Origin of the sequence: Streptomyces sp. NPDC007872 (assembly GCF_042868165.1) — a bacterium.
Lineage (GTDB): Bacteria > Actinomycetota > Actinomycetes > Streptomycetales > Streptomycetaceae > Streptomyces.
In genome coordinates this window covers 1,180,375-1,196,591 of the sequence record NZ_JBIAEA010000002.1, presented here as the reverse complement: position 1 = coordinate 1,196,591, position 16,217 = coordinate 1,180,375, and the positions used below count along the sequence as shown (strand labels likewise).

At 71.3% G+C, this 16,217-nt stretch carries 18 protein-coding genes; 6 read left to right on the top strand and 12 right to left on the bottom strand.

The features are described from left to right. Positions 1-287: 287 nt before the first annotated feature. The gene (locus tag ACFYNX_RS10525; protein ID WP_365550241.1) at positions 288-950 is read right to left on the bottom strand and encodes a DNA-3-methyladenine glycosylase; all 663 of its coding nucleotides are present in this window, start codon (positions 948-950) and stop codon (positions 288-290) included. 86 nt (positions 951-1,036) lie between these two features. On the opposite strand from ACFYNX_RS10525, the gene ACFYNX_RS10520 reads away from it, so the two are divergent. The 3 genes from ACFYNX_RS10520 to ACFYNX_RS10510 all read left to right on the top strand — a co-directional run bounded on the left by ACFYNX_RS10520 (position 1,037) and on the right by ACFYNX_RS10510 (position 3,087). After that, the gene (locus tag ACFYNX_RS10520) at positions 1,037-1,819 is read left to right on the top strand and encodes a sporulation protein (protein ID WP_125667857.1); all 783 of its coding nucleotides are present in this window, start codon (positions 1,037-1,039) and stop codon (positions 1,817-1,819) included. A 67-nt stretch (positions 1,820-1,886) separates the two neighbouring features. Further along, positions 1,887-2,426: a YbhB/YbcL family Raf kinase inhibitor-like protein gene (locus ACFYNX_RS10515; RefSeq protein ID WP_388659721.1), complete on the top strand. Its 540-nt coding sequence runs from the start codon at positions 1,887-1,889 to the stop codon at positions 2,424-2,426. A 154-nt stretch (positions 2,427-2,580) separates the two neighbouring features. Further along, positions 2,581-3,087, top strand: a complete 507-nt coding sequence (locus ACFYNX_RS10510) for an HNH endonuclease (protein ID WP_365550234.1) — start codon at positions 2,581-2,583, stop codon at positions 3,085-3,087. Between the two features lie 77 nt (positions 3,088-3,164). Here ACFYNX_RS10510 and ACFYNX_RS10505 read toward each other — a convergent pair whose 3' ends face one another. From ACFYNX_RS10505 to ACFYNX_RS10490, 4 genes are all read right to left on the bottom strand, one after another. Continuing rightward, a complete protein-coding gene (locus ACFYNX_RS10505) occupies positions 3,165-3,938 on the bottom strand; it encodes a sulfite exporter TauE/SafE family protein (protein ID WP_365550231.1) in 774 nt (257 codons plus the stop codon). A 92-nt stretch (positions 3,939-4,030) separates the two neighbouring features. Continuing rightward, positions 4,031-4,969, bottom strand: coding sequence for an SPFH domain-containing protein (locus ACFYNX_RS10500; protein ID WP_125667853.1), 939 nt, complete (start codon positions 4,967-4,969; stop codon positions 4,031-4,033). Positions 4,970-5,062: 93 nt separating this feature from the next. Continuing rightward, positions 5,063-5,494: an NfeD family protein gene (locus ACFYNX_RS10495; RefSeq protein ID WP_388659717.1), complete on the bottom strand. Its 432-nt coding sequence runs from the start codon at positions 5,492-5,494 to the stop codon at positions 5,063-5,065. A 71-nt stretch (positions 5,495-5,565) separates the two neighbouring features. Further along, a complete protein-coding gene (locus ACFYNX_RS10490) occupies positions 5,566-6,363 on the bottom strand; it encodes an ABC transporter ATP-binding protein (RefSeq protein WP_365550223.1) in 798 nt (265 codons plus the stop codon). A 136-nt stretch (positions 6,364-6,499) separates the two neighbouring features. Between ACFYNX_RS10490 and ACFYNX_RS10485 the strand changes: the two genes are divergently transcribed. Continuing rightward, entirely contained in the window at positions 6,500-7,291 is a 792-nt protein-coding gene (locus ACFYNX_RS10485; RefSeq protein ID WP_388659713.1) for a hypothetical protein, read from the top strand. An 82-nt stretch (positions 7,292-7,373) separates the two neighbouring features. Here the strand turns inward: ACFYNX_RS10485 and ACFYNX_RS10480 are convergent, their stop codons facing one another. From ACFYNX_RS10480 to ACFYNX_RS10470, 3 genes are all read right to left on the bottom strand, one after another. Beyond that, on the bottom strand, positions 7,374-7,613 hold the full coding sequence (locus ACFYNX_RS10480) for a chaplin (protein WP_125658124.1): 240 nt from the start codon (positions 7,611-7,613) through the stop codon (positions 7,374-7,376). Between the two features lie 153 nt (positions 7,614-7,766). Then, the gene (locus tag ACFYNX_RS10475; RefSeq protein ID WP_125658127.1) at positions 7,767-8,411 is read right to left on the bottom strand and encodes a response regulator transcription factor; all 645 of its coding nucleotides are present in this window, start codon (positions 8,409-8,411) and stop codon (positions 7,767-7,769) included. After that, positions 8,404-9,549 (bottom strand): GAF domain-containing sensor histidine kinase, encoded by a 1,146-nt coding sequence (locus ACFYNX_RS10470; RefSeq protein WP_365550215.1) that lies wholly within the window; start codon positions 9,547-9,549, stop codon positions 8,404-8,406. Before ACFYNX_RS10470 ends, ACFYNX_RS10475 begins: the two co-directional genes overlap by 8 nt. A gap of 499 nt (positions 9,550-10,048) precedes the next feature. Here ACFYNX_RS10470 and ACFYNX_RS10465 point away from each other — a divergent pair, with 499 nt between their 5' ends. After that, positions 10,049-10,816, top strand: coding sequence for a transglycosylase SLT domain-containing protein (locus ACFYNX_RS10465; protein WP_388659710.1), 768 nt, complete (start codon positions 10,049-10,051; stop codon positions 10,814-10,816). Positions 10,817-10,885: 69 nt separating this feature from the next. On the opposite strand, the gene ACFYNX_RS10460 is transcribed toward ACFYNX_RS10465, so the two are convergent. Continuing rightward, on the bottom strand, positions 10,886-13,504 hold the full coding sequence (locus ACFYNX_RS10460; protein ID WP_388659707.1) for an FHA domain-containing protein: 2,619 nt from the start codon (positions 13,502-13,504) through the stop codon (positions 10,886-10,888). A 240-nt stretch (positions 13,505-13,744) separates the two neighbouring features. Between ACFYNX_RS10460 and serB the strand changes: the two genes are divergently transcribed. After that, positions 13,745-14,974, top strand: a complete 1,230-nt coding sequence (serB, locus tag ACFYNX_RS10455; protein WP_125658140.1) for a phosphoserine phosphatase SerB — start codon at positions 13,745-13,747, stop codon at positions 14,972-14,974. 195 nt (positions 14,975-15,169) lie between these two features. On the opposite strand, the gene ACFYNX_RS10450 is transcribed toward serB, so the two are convergent. From ACFYNX_RS10450 to ACFYNX_RS10440, 3 genes are all read right to left on the bottom strand, one after another. Further along, the gene (locus ACFYNX_RS10450) at positions 15,170-15,688 is read right to left on the bottom strand and encodes a SixA phosphatase family protein (RefSeq protein ID WP_388659703.1); all 519 of its coding nucleotides are present in this window, start codon (positions 15,686-15,688) and stop codon (positions 15,170-15,172) included. A 35-nt stretch (positions 15,689-15,723) separates the two neighbouring features. After that, positions 15,724-15,927 carry a hypothetical protein gene (locus tag ACFYNX_RS10445; protein ID WP_365550203.1) on the bottom strand — a complete coding sequence of 68 codons (204 nt, stop codon included), beginning with the start codon at positions 15,925-15,927 and terminating at the stop codon, positions 15,724-15,726. Between the two features lie 164 nt (positions 15,928-16,091). Continuing rightward, on the bottom strand, positions 16,092-16,208 hold the full coding sequence (locus ACFYNX_RS10440; protein ID WP_267883698.1) for an SGM_5486 family transporter-associated protein: 117 nt from the start codon (positions 16,206-16,208) through the stop codon (positions 16,092-16,094). Positions 16,209-16,217 lie beyond the last annotated feature (9 nt).

The window sequence follows — 16,217 nt, the reverse complement described above, 5'->3', positions numbered from 1 at the left end:
CTCGGGCTTTCCTCCGGGCTTTTCCCTTCGGTCTTGCGTTTCCGACTCTATCAGATCTTTCCGATCCGATTTCCTCGGTGCTTTCCGGTCCCTTTCGCTTTCGCTCCGGGCCCTTCCGGCGTGTTCACTACGTTAGCGGATTTCCCCGGTGACTCATAATCGAGTCATTCGAAACGCATTACGGCATGCCGAAATACGCCCTCGCCGAGGGAATCTTCTTGAGTAGTGGATGGCCACTGCAGGGGGTGCTTGAACAAGCAGGCCCTGATCCAGCGGCTCGGGCCACATTACGCACTTCGTCGCCCCGAGTCAAGGCGCCTCTTGCGAGGGGTGTGGGCGCGGTACGGGCTCACCGTCGGGTCGCCCTCGATCCAGAAGCGCCAGGGGTGCGGGGCGCCCTCGCCGCCGACGCCCGTGCGGGGGCCGCTGCGGACGAGGGCCGGGGCCGGCGGGGTGCCGGTGAGGACGGCGAGCGGGGCGTCCGGGTCGCCGCAGGCGTCCTCCCCGTTCAGGGAGAGCGCGACGTCGAGGGCGGTGGCCAGGCGCGCCGGGCCCTTGGCCAGCTCCTCGTCCTTGCGGGCCGAGCGGCGGCGGGGACGGGCCTGCTCGGCGCCGCTCACGATCTCCCCCGCGCGCAGCAGGACCCCGCTCGCGCTGCCCTCGGGGCCGCACACCAGGTTGAGGCAGTGCCACATGCCGTAGGTGAAGTACACGTACGCGTGTCCGGGCGGGCCGAACATGACGGCGTTGCGGGCCGTCCGCCCCCGGAAGGCGTGCGAGCCCGGGTCGATCGCGCCGGCGTACGCCTCCACCTCCGTGAGGCGCAGCTCGATCCGTCCTTCCTCCGTGGTGCGGACGAGGGTGCGCCCGAGGAGGTCGGGGGCCACCTCCAGGACGGGACGGTCGAAGAAGGACCGCGGGAGCGGCGTACGGTCGGGGCTCTCGTTCATGGCGTCCGAGCGTAGTGGGGACCGGCTCGGAACCGGTTACCGTCTTCGCGCGTATGTAGGGGTCAGGACCAGAAGGAGTGAAAGCCATGGGATTCAAGAAGCTGCTCGCGAGCCTGGGTGCCGGTGGGGCCACCGTGGAGACGGTGCTCACCGAGGAGAACGTCGTCCCGGGCGGGGTCGTCCAGGGTGAGGTGCGGATCCAGGGCGGCAACGTCGACCAGCAGATCGAGGGGCTGTCCGTCGGGCTCCAGGCGCGCGTCGAGGTCGAGGGCGGCGACCAGGAGCACAAGCAGGACATCGAGTTCGTGAAGGTGCGCCTCGGCGGGGCCTTCCAGGTGCAGGCCGGTGCGGTGCACGTGGTGCCGTTCGGTCTGGAGATCCCGTGGGAGACGCCGATCACCGCCGTGTCGGGGCAGCAGTTGCGCGGCATGCACATCGGCGTGACCACGGAGCTGGAGATCGCGCGCGCCGTGGACTCCGGTGACCTGGACCCGGTCAACGTGCACCCGCTGCCGGCGCAGCAGGCGATCCTGGACGCCTTCCTCCAGCTCGGCTTCCGCTTCAAGAGCGCGGACATGGAGCGGGGGCACATCCGGGGGACGCGGCAGAAGCTGCCGTTCTACCAGGAGATCGAGTTCTTCGCGCCGCAGCAGTACCGCGGGCTGAACCAGGTCGAGGTCAGCTTCGTCGCCGACGACCGCGAGATGGACGTCGTCCTGGAGATGGACAAGAAGCCGGGTCTGTTCACCGAGGGCAGCGACTCCTTCCGCGCCTTCAAGGTGGGCCTGCACGACTTCCACACCACCGATTGGGCGGCTTACCTGAACCAGTGGCTCGCCGAGGTCGGCGGCCGTCGCAACTGGCTCTAGGCTCGGGTCCGCAAGGCCGCCTCGGCAGGCCGCCGGGGCGGCGACGGGCGATACGGAGGGTTTCTACGTGTCCGAGGGCAAGAGGGCGCCGCTCCCCCACGACTTCCATCCGCCGGTGCCGGCGTTCACCGTGGTGAGCGACGACATCGCGCCGGGCGGGGTCCTGAAGGGCGCTCAGGTGTACGCGGAGGGGAACACCTCGCCGCAGTTGCGCTGGGAGGGGTTCCCGGCGGAGACCAAGAGCTTCGCCGTCACCTGCTTCGACCCGGACGCCCCGACGGGCAGCGGGTTCTGGCACTGGGTGCTGTTCGACATCCCGGCGTCGGTGACGGAGCTGCCGGCCGGTGCCGGGTCGGGTGCGTTCGAGGGGCTGCCGGCCGGTGCCGTGCACGTCCGGAACGACTACGGCGCGAAGGAGTTCGGCGGCGCCGCTCCCCCGGCCGGGGACCCGGCGCACCGTTACGTCTTCACGGTGTACGCGGTGGACGGCGAGAAGCTCGGTCCGGACGCCGACGCCTCGCCGGCGGTGGTCGGGTTCAACCTGCGGTTCCACACGCTGGGCCGCGCGCAGTTGATCGGTGAGTACGCGGCTCCCGCGGCAGGCTGATCGTTCGTTTGTTGTTTGCCCGCTTCTGGTCTTGGAGAGATCAGAAGCGGGCACCTTTTGTTTCGCGAGAAATTGCGTTGTCCGACCCGGCCGGCCCGGCCATCGTTGATCCAAGCCCGCCAGGGGGCGGGCCGGCACACGGGAGGTGGGCAACATGCGGGACACGCTGGTACTCAACGCGAGCTTCGAGCCGCTGTCGACGGTCACTCTGAACCGTGCGGTGGTGCTCGTGCTGCAGGCCAAGGCCGTCGTCGAGCAGGCCCATCCCGAGCTGCGGGTGCGCGGTGCCGCCGTCGATCTGCCGGTGCCCCGGGTGATCAGGCTCTGCCGGTACGTCCGGGTGCCCTTCCGAAGACAGGCCCCGTGGTCGAGACGGGGGGTCCTGGTACGGGACCAGCACCGGTGCGCGTACTGCGGGAAACGGGCGACGACGGTCGACCACGTCGTGCCGCGCGCCCAAGGGGGCCGGGACACCTGGCTGAACACGGTGGCGTCCTGTGCCGAGGACAACCACCGCAAGGCCGACCGGACGCCGGAGCAGGCGGGGATGCCGCTGCTGCACCAGCCGTTCGAGCCGACCCCGGCGGACGCGATGCTGCTCGCGCTGCGGGCGAGCGAGCGGTCCGCGCTGCCGGAGTGGCTGGCCCACTCCGCCGCTTAGACGCGTACCCGCGGATTCCCCGCGTATGCCGTGTGTGCGAGGGCCCGTCTCCCTTGTGGGAGGCGGGCCCTTCCGTGTCACTTGAGGGTCAGTTGGAGGATGGCGACGACGCCGACGGCGATGATCACCCCGCGCAGGACGGCGGGCGAGAGCCTGCGGCCGACCTTGGCGCCGAGCTGGCCGCCGATCGTGGAGCCGACGGCGATGAGCAGGACGGCCGTCCAGTCGAAGTCGGCGACGAAGAGGAAGAAGACGGCGGCGACGCCGTTGACGAGGGCTCCGAGGATGTTCTTGACGGCGTTGATGCGCTGGAGGTCGTCGTGGAGCAGCAGGCCCATGAGGGAGAGGTAGAGCACGCCCTGGGCGGCGCCGAAGTACCCGCCGTACATGCTGGCGAGGAGGAGGCCGACGAGGAGGGCGGGGCCGCCGTCGGGGTGCGCCTCGGACCCGGTCCGCTCGCGCCGGCGCTTCACGGCCGCCGCGATGCGGGGCTGGAGGAGGACCAGGACGAGGGCGAGTCCGATGAGGACGGGGACGATCGCGTCGAAGGCGTCGGACGGGAGGGCGAGGAGCAGGATCGCGCCGACGAGTCCGCCGACGAGGGCGGCGGCGCCGAGGCGGAGGACGCGCTTCTTCTGGCCCTTGAGTTCGCGGCGGTAGCCGATGGCGCCGCTGACGGAGCCGGGGACGAGGCCGAGGGCGTTGGAGACGTTGGCGGTGATCGGTGGCAGTCCGGTCGCGAGGAGGACCGGGAACGTGATCAGCGTTCCCGATCCCACGATCGTGTTGATGGTGCCGGCGCCGATGCCGGCGGCGAAGACCGCCAGGGCTTCCCAGATGGACAACGCCATCTCCTTACAGGATCGGTGGGTCGCCTCCCCGCTCCGAGGGCGTCGGGGTCGAGGGGCTCGTACCGATCATGCACGAGGATTACGTGTACGTGTCAGTCAACCGGCGGTTCGTCTCGCCTTTCGGGCGCGCCGGTCTTGGTGTTGAAGCCGGGGGTGCCGGCGCCGATGTTGCCGAAGGCGCCGGAGAGGCCCTTGAGGGCGTCGCCGATCTCGCTGGGCACGATCCAGAGCTTGTTGGCGTCGCCCTCGGCGATCTTCGGGAGCATCTGGAGGTACTGGTAGGAGAGGAGCTTCTGGTCGGGGTCGCCGGCGTGGATGGCCTCGAAGACCGTGCGGACGGCCTGGGCCTCGCCCTCGGCGCGCAGTGCGGCGGCCTTGGCCTCGCCCTCGGCGCGGAGGATCTGCGACTGCTTCTCGCCCTCGGCGGTGAGGATCGCGGACTGGCGGGTGCCCTCGGCGGTGAGGATGGCGGCGCGCTTGTCGCGCTCGGCGCGCATCTGCTTCTCCATCGAGTCCTGGATGGAGGTCGGGGGCTCGATGGCCTTGAGCTCGACGCGGTTGACGCGGATGCCCCACTTGCCGGTGGCCTCGTCGAGGACGCCGCGCAGGGCCGCGTTGATCTCCTCGCGGGAGGTGAGGGTCCGCTCCAGGTCCATGCCGCCGATGATGTTGCGGAGGGTGGTGACGGTGAGCTGCTCGATGGCCTGGATGTAGCTGGCGACCTCGTAGGTGGCGGCCCGGGCGTCGGTGACCTGGTAGTAGATGACCGTGTCGATGTTCACGACCAGGTTGTCCTGGGTGATCACCGGCTGCGGCGGGAAGGGGACGACCTGTTCGCGCAGGTCGATCCGGTTGCGGATCGAGTCGATGAACGGGACGACGATGTTCAGTCCGGCGTTGAGCGTGCGGGTGTAGCGGCCGAAGCGCTCGACGATCGCCGCACTCGCCTGCGGGATGACCTGGATCGTCTTGATCAGGGCGATGAAGACGAGCACCACCAGAATGATCAGGACGATGATGACTGCTGACATCGTGTTCCCCGTGCCCTTCGCTGCCGGTTGACTGCCGGTTTGCTTTCGATCATCGAGTCTCGCAGACGCCGGAACGTCATGGGCGAGGTTCGGTCACATGACCACGGCGGTAGCGCCGTCGATCTCCACGACGTCGACCTGTTCGCCCGGTTCGAAGGTCTGTCCGGCGTCGAGCGCGCGGGCGGACCAGATCTCCCCGGCGAGCTTGATGCGGCCTCCGCCGCTGCCGTCGATCCGTTCCAGGACGACGGCCTGACGCCCCCTCAGGGCGTCGACCCCGCTGGAGAGGCCGGGTCCGTCGCCCCGGTGGCGGGCGGCGAGCCGGCGCACCACCGCGACGAGCGCCACGGAGACGACGACGAAGACGAGTACCTGGGGGACGATGCCGAAGCCGAGGGCGGCGGTCACCGCTCCCGCGACCGCTCCCACGGAGAACATGCCGAATTCCGGCATCGCGGTGAGGACCAGGGGAATGCCGAGCCCCACCGCGACGATCAGCCACCACACCCACGCGTCGATGTCCACGTGGTCATGGTAGGGCGGTGGGGTGCTTCCGGGACAGGGCGCGGTGCTGTGCGGTCACGGCGCCCGGCCGGTCACTTCAGCGGCAGGCCGCGGGCGGTCCAGCGGTCCTCCAGGCGCTCGACGACGAGCGGGAGGCCGAAGCAGAGGGAGAGGTTGCGGGAGGTGAGCTCGGTCTCGACGGGGCCGGCGGCGAGGACCCTTCCCTGACGGATCATCAGGACGTGGGTGAAGCCGGGGGCGATCTCCTCGACGTGGTGGGTGACCATGATCATGGAGGGGGCGTACGGGTCGCGGGCGAGGCGGCCGAGGCGGCGGACCAGGTCCTCGCGGCCGCCGAGGTCGAGGCCGGCGGCGGGCTCGTCGAGGAGGAGGAGCTCGGGGTCGGTCATCATCGCGCGGGCGATCAGGGTGCGCTTGCGCTCGCCCTCGGAGAGGGTGCCGAACCTGCGGTCCAGGTAGTCGTTCATGCCGAGGCGGTCGAGGAAGGCCTTGGCGCGGTCCTCGTCGACCGGGTCGTAGTCCTCGTTCCAGGTGGCCGTCATGCCGTACGCGGCGGTGAGGACGGTCTGGAGGACGGTCTGGCGCTTGGGCAGCTTCTCCGCCATGGCGATGCCGGCCATGCCGATGCGGGGGCGGAGTTCGAAGACGTCGGTGCCGACGCCGCCGAGCTGTTCGCCCAGGATGCGGGCGCTGCCCTTGGTGGGGAAGAGGTAGCTGGAGGCGACGTTCAGGAGGGTGGTCTTGCCGGCGCCGTTGGGGCCGAGGATCACCCAGCGTTCGCCCTCCTTGACCGACCAGGAGACGTCGTCCACCAGAGCCCGTCCGTCGCGGACCACGGATACGTCCACCAGCTCCAGTACATCGCTCATGAGCGCGTTGTCTCCCCTTGCGGTCGAGTGTCGTCGCCTTGCGCCGGCGGGCGCGGCGTCCAGGGGAAAACCTACGTTATCGCCGGAGCGGGCCGGACAGGCCCTGGTGTTTCCCCCGAGTCCTTAGTCTGGGGGGATGCTTTCGGAACCACGCTCAGGACGCCTGGCCGCTTGGGGCAATGCCCTGCTGGCCGGAGCGGTGTCGCCGGACGAGGCGGCGCTGGCCATTGTCGGGGAGGACGCGGTGCACCGCGTGGAGGGGCTGCCGGGTGAGGCGGGGCCGGTGGGGCTGACGCTGGCCCTGGGGCGGCTGCGGCGGCTCGGGGTGACCGGATGGCGGGTGGCGCTGCCGGCGCCGGGGCATCCGCTGGGGTTGAGCGGACCGCCGGACTTCAACGCGCGCGCGTTGGAGGCGGAGGAGGCCGTGGTGGGGTTCGGCGCGCCGTACGGGCTCGTGCCGGAGGTCGTGGAGGCGGGCCCCGCGGGGGACGTGCACGCGGCGGTGGTGTGGCGGTGCCTCGCGGTGCGGGAGGCACCGCCGGCGGACGTGCCGTCGCTCGGCGAGGCGGAGCGGGAGCTGGCGGAGGCGCTGCGGGACGCGACGGCGGTGCTGACCCGGCTGGACGTGGCGGCCTCGGGCCCGGCGGCGGACGCGGCGCGGGAGGCGTACCGGGCGCGGTCGGAGGCGGGCCGCGAGGTCCTGGCCCCGGGCTACCCGCCGCGCGCGGTCCGGGTCCTGGAGCTGGCCCGGCGGATCGGCCTCCTCGTGGACCTGGCGTACGACCACGGCCACGGGGGCGCGGTGAGCGCGTCGGAGATGACGGCCCGGGGGGAGGCGCTGCGGCCGGTGGAGCGGGTGGCCCGGCGGGCGCAGGTCGCCGCGTACAACGCGTACGTGGAGGAGAGGGAGCGGGAGCGGGGGTTCTGAGGGCAGGGGCGGAGCACGGGGGAAAGGGGAACCCCCCGGCCTCCGGGGGGATCGTCCGGGGGTCGGGGGGTTCGGCGGCGGGTCAGTCGTTGACGGCGCCGTTGCCGAAGGCCGGGTTGAGCAGGCCGATCACGTTGACCGTGTTGCCGGAGACGTTCACGGGAACGTGGACCGGGACCTGCACCGCGTTGCCGGAGGCGACACCCGGGGACTGGACGGCCGCGGCCTCGGCGCCCGCGTCGGCGGAGGCGACGCCCGCGCCGGCGGCGACGATGCCACCGGCGACCATGGTGAGGGCGGCGGCCTTCTTGAACTTGTTCACTTGGTGATTCCTCCTGGTCGTCGCTGCGGCCGGTCCGCCGCAGCACGCCATGGAGAACGCCCCGCCTCCCGGGAGGTTGCGCCGAACGGGGGACGTACACACGACGGTATGAAGGGGTGAACGGTCGTGCGCCCGGCGCGCGGCGAGGGCGCGTCAGCGGGTGAGGCCGTGGCGCACCGCCCAGAGGGCCGCCTGGGTGCGGTCCGCGAGGTCGAGCTTCATCAGGATGTTCGAGACGTGCGTCTTGACCGTCTTCTCGGAGAGGACGAGGGCGCGCGCGATCTCGCGGTTGGAGCGCCCGTCCGCGATCAGGCCGAGGACCTCCCGCTCCCGTTCCGTGAGGGACGGGCCCCGTCCCGTACCGCCGTGGGGGTCGTCCTGGGAGAGGAGCGCGCCGGCGACCTCGGGCTGGAGCAGGACGTGCCCGGCGTGGACGGAGCGGATCGCGCCGGCCAGGGCGTCGGGGTCGACGTCCTTGTAGACGTATCCGGAGGCGCCGGCGCGCAGGGCGGGGACGACCGTGCGCTGCTCGGTGAAGCTGGTGACGATCAGGACCCTGGCGGGGTTGGCGAGCTCGCGGAGCCGCTTCAGGGCCTCGATCCCGTCCGTACCGGGCATCTTCACGTCCATGAGGACCACGTCGGGGCGGAGCTCCTCGGCCCGGGCGACGCCCTCGTCGCCGTCGGAGGCCTCCCCCACGACCTCTATGTCGTCCTGCACCTCCAGGAAGGTGCGCAGACCTCGGCGGACGACCTGGTGGTCGTCGACCAGCAGGACGCGGATCGGCTTGTCAGCCACCGGGAACCTCCATCTCGATCGTGGTGCCCTCGCCCGGGGCCGAGGTCACGGTGAGCCGTCCGCCGACGCCGCCCGCCCGGTCCCGCATGGAGACCAGGCCGAGGTGGCGTCCGGCACTGCGGACCGTACGCGGGTCGAACCCCTTGCCGTCGTCGGTGACGGTGAGCCGGGCGCCCTGGCCGCTGCGGGTGAGGGAGACCCGGACCCGCTCGGCGTCCGCGTGCCGCAGGGCGTTGTGCAGGGCCTCCTGGGCGACCCGGAGGACGGCCTCCTCCTGGGCGGCCGGCAGGGCGCGGGTGCCCGGGCTCTCGAAGGTGACCCGGGCGGAGTGGGCCCGGTCCAGGACCTGGATCTGAGTGCGGAGGGTGTGGACGAGGCCGTCCTCGTCGAGGGCGGCGGGGCGCAGCTCGACGACGGCGGCGCGCAGCTCGTCGGCGGCCTCGGCGGCGAGCGCGGCGACCTGCTGGAGCTCGCCCTTGGCGCGGGCCGGGTCGCGGTCGACGAGGGCGGCGGCGGCCTGGGCGGTCAGCCGGAGCGAGAACAGCTTCTGGCTGACGGCGTCGTGCAGCTCGTGGGCGAGGCGGGAGCGCTCCTCGACGATGGTGAGCTCGCGGCTGCGCTCGTACAGGCGCGCGTTGGTGAGGGCGATGGCCGCGTGCTGGGCGAGGGTCGAGAGCAGCTCCTCGTCCTCGGCGGTGAAGCCGCAGCGGCCGTCCTCCTTGGGGCAGCGCTTGTTGGCGAGGAAGAGGGCGCCGAGGATCTCGTCGCCGTCCCTGACGGGCAGGCCGAGGAAGTCGGACATCTCGGGGTGGGCGTCGGGCCAGCCGCCGAAGCGGGGGTCCTCGCGGACGTCGGCGAGCCGCTCGGGCTCGGCCTTGTGGAGCATCGAGGCGAGGACGCCGTGCTGGCGGGGCAGCGGGCCGATCGCCCGCCACTGCTCGTCGCTGACGCCGTCGACCACGAACTGGGCGAAGCCGCCGTGGTCGTCGGGGACGCCCAGGGCCGCGTACTCGGCGTCGAGGAGCTCGCGGGCCGAGGCAACGATCGTCTTGAGGACGTCGCGGACCTCCAGGCGGCGGCTCATCGCCAGGATCGCGGTGCTCACGGCGGCGAGGCCGGAGCTCGGTCGATGGCTCATGTGTTCACCGTACCGGCGGGGCGTGACCGTCCGTATCCGTCCGGGGACGAGGCCGGGGCGGGTCCCGGGACCTAGGTCGGAGGGCCCGCTCCGGCGGGCGGTGCGGGGTTCGTACGCCGTGGTGGTGAGGGGGCCCCGCCTCTCGCAGGAGTTCGGGGCGGCCTCTCTCCTCCTCCCGGAGGAGACCGCTCACCGTGCGCGTTGCTGGCGCAACGTGGAGTAAGTGCGAGGCCTCCCCCGTGTGAGGCGCCGCATAGGACGTACGTCACTTACGAAGCTCCTTAGTGGAGACCTTAAGGTCGGATAAGGACGGAGAAAAACGGGCACACGGGACGACTTGCGGGCCACCCTCGACCCCCCGGTCCACTACCCGGCTTCGTACGTCACACCTTTGCCAGGGCATTTTGCGGCCGCTAAGAATTGCATCCGTCGCCGCCGAGTGAGGCGTGTGCCGCCCCCGGCCGGAGCGACCCCCAGCGATTCGAAGAGGTAGTCCTGCATGTCTGCGAACACCCCTGGCCACAGTCGTCGTGGTCTGAAGAAGACCCACAAGGCCACGATCGCCGGCGTCGCCGCTCTGGGCGCCGCGGCTCTCACGCTCTCCCTGGTTCCCGGTAACGGTTCCACCGAGACCGAGCCCCAGGCTCTCTCCACCGGCACCCACCAGGTCGCGTGGTCGTACAACGCGAACAGCACCCAGGCCAAGGCGCTCGCCGCCAGCCTCAACGAGCAGCAGACCGCCCTCGGTCTGAAGGCTCAGCAGGAGGCCAAGGCGAAGGCGAACCTCGCCGCCCAGGCGAAGGCCGCCGCCGAGGCCAAGGCCGCGAAGGCCAAGGCAGCCGCCCGGGCCAAGGCCGCCGCGAAGGCGAAGGCCCAGGCCGCCGCCAAGAAGCGCGCCGCCGAGAAGGCCGCCGCCAACCGCTCCGTCACCCGCACCCCGGTCTTCGCGAACAACCTCGACGGCTGGATCCGCGAGGCGCTGTTCATCATGGACAAGCACGACATCCCCGGCACCTACGCGGGCATCCACCGCAACATCATCCGGGAGTCCAGCGGCAACCCGCGCGCCATCAACAACTGGGACATCAACGCCATCAACGGCATCCCCTCGAAGGGTCTGCTCCAGGTCATCCAGCCGACCTTCGAGCGGTACCACGTCAAGGGCACCAAGTTCGACCTGTACGACCCGGTCGCCAACATCGTCGCGGCCTGCAACTACGCCGCCGACCGCTACGGCTCGATGGACAACGTCAACAGCGCGTACTGATCGCGCGCCGGTACGCCGAAGGGCGGCACCCCGTGCGGGTGCCGCCCTCGGGCGTTGTCGTGCGGGTGCCTACTTGCGCATGACCTCGGGCTCGTGGCGGCGCAGCAGCCGCGCCACGACCACGCAGAAGACGACCGCCATCAGGAGCTGGACGCCGAGGTCCATGCCCCACTGGCCGGCCGTGTGCTCCCACAGCGGGTCGGTGTCCGTGGGGTTCTTCGGGTCCCACGGCGGCATGAGCCGGCCCAGGTCGAGGGTGGTGCCGGCGCCGGCGATGCCCCAGCGCGACGGCATCAGCCAGGCGAACTGCTCCAGGCCGGGCGAGCCGTACACCTGGAAGAGGATGCCGGTGAAGACGACCTGGACGATCGCGAACATCACCAGGAGCGGCATGGTCTTCTCGGCGGTCTTCACGAGCGCGGAGATCACCAGGCCGAACATCATCGAGGTGAGGCCCAGGGCGATGACCTGGACGCACAGCTCGACGGCCGGCGGCATGAAGAGGCCCTCCTCGGGCAGCGCCCGGGTGGAGAAGCCGATGCCGCAGATGATGACGCCCTGGAAGGCCGTGATCAGGCCGAGGACGATGACCTTGGACATCAGGTACGCGGAGCGGGAGAGGCCGGTGGCGCGCTCCCGCTCGTAGATGACCCGTTCCTTGATCAGTTCGCGGACCGAGTTGGCGGCGCCGCTGAAGCACATGCCGACCGCGAGGATCAGCATGATCGTGCCGGCGTCGCCGTTGAAGCGGGACGGCGGGGTCGGCGAGCCGAGGCCGAAGTCGGCCGGGATGACGACCGAGACCGCGCCGAGGACGGCCGGCAGGATCACCATCAGGCCCAGGAAGCCCTTGTCGGACGCGATCACCGAGACGTAGCGGCGGATCAGCGTCCACAACTGGGAGCCCCAGCCCTGCGGCTTCGGCGGGCGGGACATCGCCTGCTGCGGCACCTGGACGGGCTGGGCGGCGACGGCGTCGATGTCCGCGGCGTACATCTGGTAGTGCTGCGAGCCCTTCCAGCGGCCCGCCCAGTCGTAGTCGCGGTAGTTCTCGAAGGCGGAGAAGACGTCGGCCCAGGTGGAGTAGCCGAAGAAGTTCAGCGCCTCCTCCGGCGGGCCGAAGTACGCCACCGAGCCGCCGGGCGCCATCACGAGCAGCTTGTCGCACAGGCCCAGCTCGGCCACCGAGTGGGTGACGACCAGGACCGTGCGGCCGTCGTCCGCGAGGCCGCGGAGCAACTGCATGACGTCGCGGTCCATGCCCGGGTCGAGGCCGGAGGTCGGCTCGTCCAGGAAGATCAGCGAGGGCTTGGTGAGGAGCTCCAGGGCGACGGAGACGCGCTTGCGCTGGCCACCGGAGAGGGAGGTGACCTTCTTCTCCTTGTGGATGTCGAGCTTGAGCTCGCGCAGCACCTCGTCGATGCGGGCCTCGCGCTCGGCGGTCGCGGTGTCGCCGGGGAAGCGGAGCTTGGCCGCGTAGCGCAGCGCCTTCTGGACGGTCAGCTCCTTGTGCAGGATGTCGTCCTGCGGGACCAGGCCGATGCGCTGGCGCAGCTCGGCGAACTGCTTGTAGAGGCTCCGGTTGTCGTAGAGGACGTCGCCCTCGTTGGCCGGGCGGTAGCCGGTCAGCGCCTTGAGGAGCGTGGACTTGCCGGAGCCGGACGGGCCGATGACGCCGATCAGCGACTTCTCCGGGACGCCGAAGGTGACGTCCTTGAGGATCTGCTTGCCGCCGTCGACCGTGACCGTGAGGTGACGGGCCGAGAAGGAGACCGAGCCGGTGTCGACGAACTCTTCCAGTTGGCCGCCGACGATGCGGAAGGTCGAGTGGCCGACGCCGACGATGTCCTGCGGGCCGAGGAGGGCCGTGCCGCCCTTGGGGATCGGCTGGCCGTTGACGTACGTGCCGTTGTGCGAGCCGAGGTCGCGGATCTCGAAGCGCCCGTCGGGCGTCGCGTGGAACTCGGCGTGGTTCCGCGAGACCTGGAGGTCGGAGACGACGAGTTCGTTCTCCAGGGCGCGGCCGATGCGCATGACGCGGCCGAGGGAGAGCTCGTGGAACGTGGTGGGGCTGCGGTCGGAGTAGGCCGACGACGCCCCCGCGGCGGCGCCGGGGTGACCGTGTCCGGGCCCCTGCTGGTGCGGGACCTGCGGCTGCGCGGGCTGCTGCTGCCAGTTCTGCTGCGGCGGAGCCTGGTGCTGGGGAGCCTGGTGCGGCGGCTGGTGCTGGGGAGCCTGGTGCGGTGCCTGGTGCGGTGCCTGGTGCGGTGCCTGGTGCGTGACCCACTCGGCCTGCTCCGCGGCCTGGGGCGCCGGGACGGACCGGGCCGCCGGCTGCTGCTGCTGCTGCTGCGCAGGCTGCTGGGGCTGGTGCCCGGCCTGGGCGCCGGCGGCGAGATTCAGCCGCGGGCCGTCGTTCGCGTTGCCCAGGTGGACGGCCGAGCCGGGGCCGATCTCCATCTGGTGGATCCGCTGCCCCCGGACGAACGTGCCGTTCGTGGAGCCGTGGTCCTCGATGACCCAGCTCCGGCCGCCCCAACTGATCGTGGCGTGCCGCCACGAGACCCTGGCGTCGTCGATGACCAGGTCCCCCTGCGGGTCCCGGCCCACGGTGTACGACCTGGACGGATCGAGGGTCCAGGTCCTTCCATTCAATTCCAGTACGAGTTCTGGCACTCCATGCCCCACTACTTGTCCCCCGATGTACCCCCGTCGCGGGGAGTCCAGGGATGGCGAACATCCGGGGGGAACTATTTCAGGCCCGGTCCCCTCTCCGAAAGTCGGGGCGCGGGCGGGGCACGGCCGGAACGCCGGAGGACCGCCCGGGTATCCGGGTGTCCGGGTGTCCGGGTGTCCGGGTGTCCGGGTGTCCGGTACGCGGGACGGGGGGCCGGGGGACGCGCGGTGCCCGATACGGTGGGAAGCACCATGAGCGCATCGCAGACCTCAGACGTTTCCCCCGCTGACGTTCCCACCCTTCTCGTCAAGATCTTCGGGAAGGACCGTCCCGGGATCACCGCGGGACTCTTCGACACCCTCGCCGCCTACTCGGTCGACGTCGTGGACATCGAGCAGGTCGTCTCGCGCGGCCGCCTCGTCCTGTGCGCGCTCGTCACCGAACCGACCGTCGCGTCGCAGGGCGAGCTCCGGGCGACCGTGCACAGTTGGGCCGAGTCGCTGAAGCTCCAGGCCGAGATCATCTCCGGCACGGGCGACAACCGCCCCCGGGGCGAGGGGCGCTCGCACGTCACCGTGCTCGGCAACCCGCTCACGGCGGAGCAGACGGCGGCCATAGCGGCCAGGATCGCGGAGGCCGGCGGCAACATCGACCGGGTCTTCCGCCTCGCGAAGTACCCGGTGACAGCGGTCGAGTTCGCGGTCTCGGGCTGCGAGACCGAGCCGCTGCGGACCGCGCTCGCCGTCGAGGCGCACACCATCGGGGTCGACGTGGCCGTGGTCTCCGCCGGTCTGCACCGGCGGGCCCAGCGGCTCGTCGTCATGGACGTGGACTCGACCCTGATCCAGGACGAGGTGATCGAGCTCTTCGCGGCGCACGCGGGCTGCGAGGACAAGGTCGCCGAGGTGACGGAGGCCGCGATGCGCGGCGAGCTGGACTTCGAGCAGTCCCTGCACGCGCGGGTGGCGCTGCTCGCCGGCCTCGACGCCTCGGTGGTGGACAAGGTGCGCACCGAGGTGCGGCTGACGCCCGGGGCCCGGACCCTGATCCGTACGCTCAAGCGGCTCGGCTACCAGGTCGGGGTGGTCTCCGGCGGGTTCACCCAGGTCACCGACGACCTGAAGGAGCGCCTGGGGCTGGACTTCGCCTCGGCCAACACCCTGGAGATCGTGGACGGGAAGCTCACCGGGCGGGTCACCGGGGAGATCGTGGACCGGGCGGGCAAGGCGCGGCTGCTGCGCCGGTTCGCCGCGGAGGCGGGGGTGCCGCTGGCGCAGACGGTGGCGATCGGCGACGGGGCCAACGACCTGGACATGCTGAACGCGGCCGGGCTCGGGGTGGCGTTCAACGCCAAGCCGGTGGTGCGCAGGGCGGCCGACACGGCGGTGAACGTGCCGTTCCTGGACACCGTGCTCTATCTGCTGGGGATCACGCGCGAGGAGGTCGAGGCCGCGGACGGCGGCGAGGACCTGCTGCACTGAGCCGGGGGCGCGTCCTCACGGCGAGGAGGGCCCGGTCGTCCTGGGGACGGCCGGGCCCTCGCGCGTACGGGGGACGGGGTGCGGGTCTCGCGCGTACGGGGACAGGGTGCGGGTCTCGCGCGCACGGGGCCGGAGCGCGGGCCTCGCGCGTACGGGGGACGGGGTCCCGTGCGTACGTGAGCGGGGCGGCCCTCGTCAGTCGTGCGGGGTCCAGAAGTCGACGAGGGTGCCGACGCCGTGCTCGACCGACTTCCAGGAAGCGTCGAAGGCGAGGACGGCGAAGGCGGAGGTCGGGAAGCCGCTGCGGTTCATGCGGGCCGCGGCGTCGCCCTCGACCCGGCCCGCGAGGGCGTCGGCGAGGGCGTGCATGCCGGGGTTGTGGCCGATGACCAGGAGATCGGAGACCTCGTCCGGGACGTCGTTGAGCAGGGCGATGAGCTCGCCGAGCGAGGCCTCGTAGAGCCGGTCCTCGTACACGGTCCTGGGGCGCTCCGGCAGTTCCTGCACGGCGAGCTTCCAGGTCTCGCGGGTTCTGACGGCGGTCGAGCAGAGGGCCAGGTCGAAGCCGATGCCGGTCTCGGCGAGCTTGCGGCCCGCGACGGGGGCGTCCGAGCGGCCTCGTTCGGCCAGGGGCCGCTCGTGGTCGGACACCTGGGGCCAGTCTGCCTTCGCGTGCCGGAGCAGCACGATCCTGCGGGGTGTATCGACGCTCATGGTCCACAGCTTCGCACGAAACCGGCCGCTCCGACTCAGAGAGGAAGTGTTTGCCGGACCTGTTCCAGGAGCCGTCCGACCGTCGGGTCTCCCCCGGTCGCACGGGCCTCTCCCGGCCCGGTCATGAGCAGCAGGAGGGCGGTGAACGCGGCCGCCGGGAGGGCGAGGGCCCACCAGGACAGCCGGGTGTCGACGCCGGTCGCCGTGGTGCTGGTGCCGCTGCGCGTACGGACCGACATGGCCGCCTCCGTGGATGGGTCTCCGCTTTCGCCGTCGTCCTCCACCGTACGGAGCGCGGGGGCGGCGGCCCATCCGGTGATCCACCCACTCGACCCTGAGACCCGCCCCCTAGGGGATCCGGGGGCTACCCCCCTGGCGGAGGGTCACCGGTAGGCGGAGGGGCTCACGGGGCGGCGATGGAGGCGATGATTCCGATGACGACGGTGATGGCGATCATCGCGCCGAACACGGCGAGCAGCTTCTTCTGGCCGTTCGGGGGGTTGGGTTCGAGGACTGGCATGGGAACAGT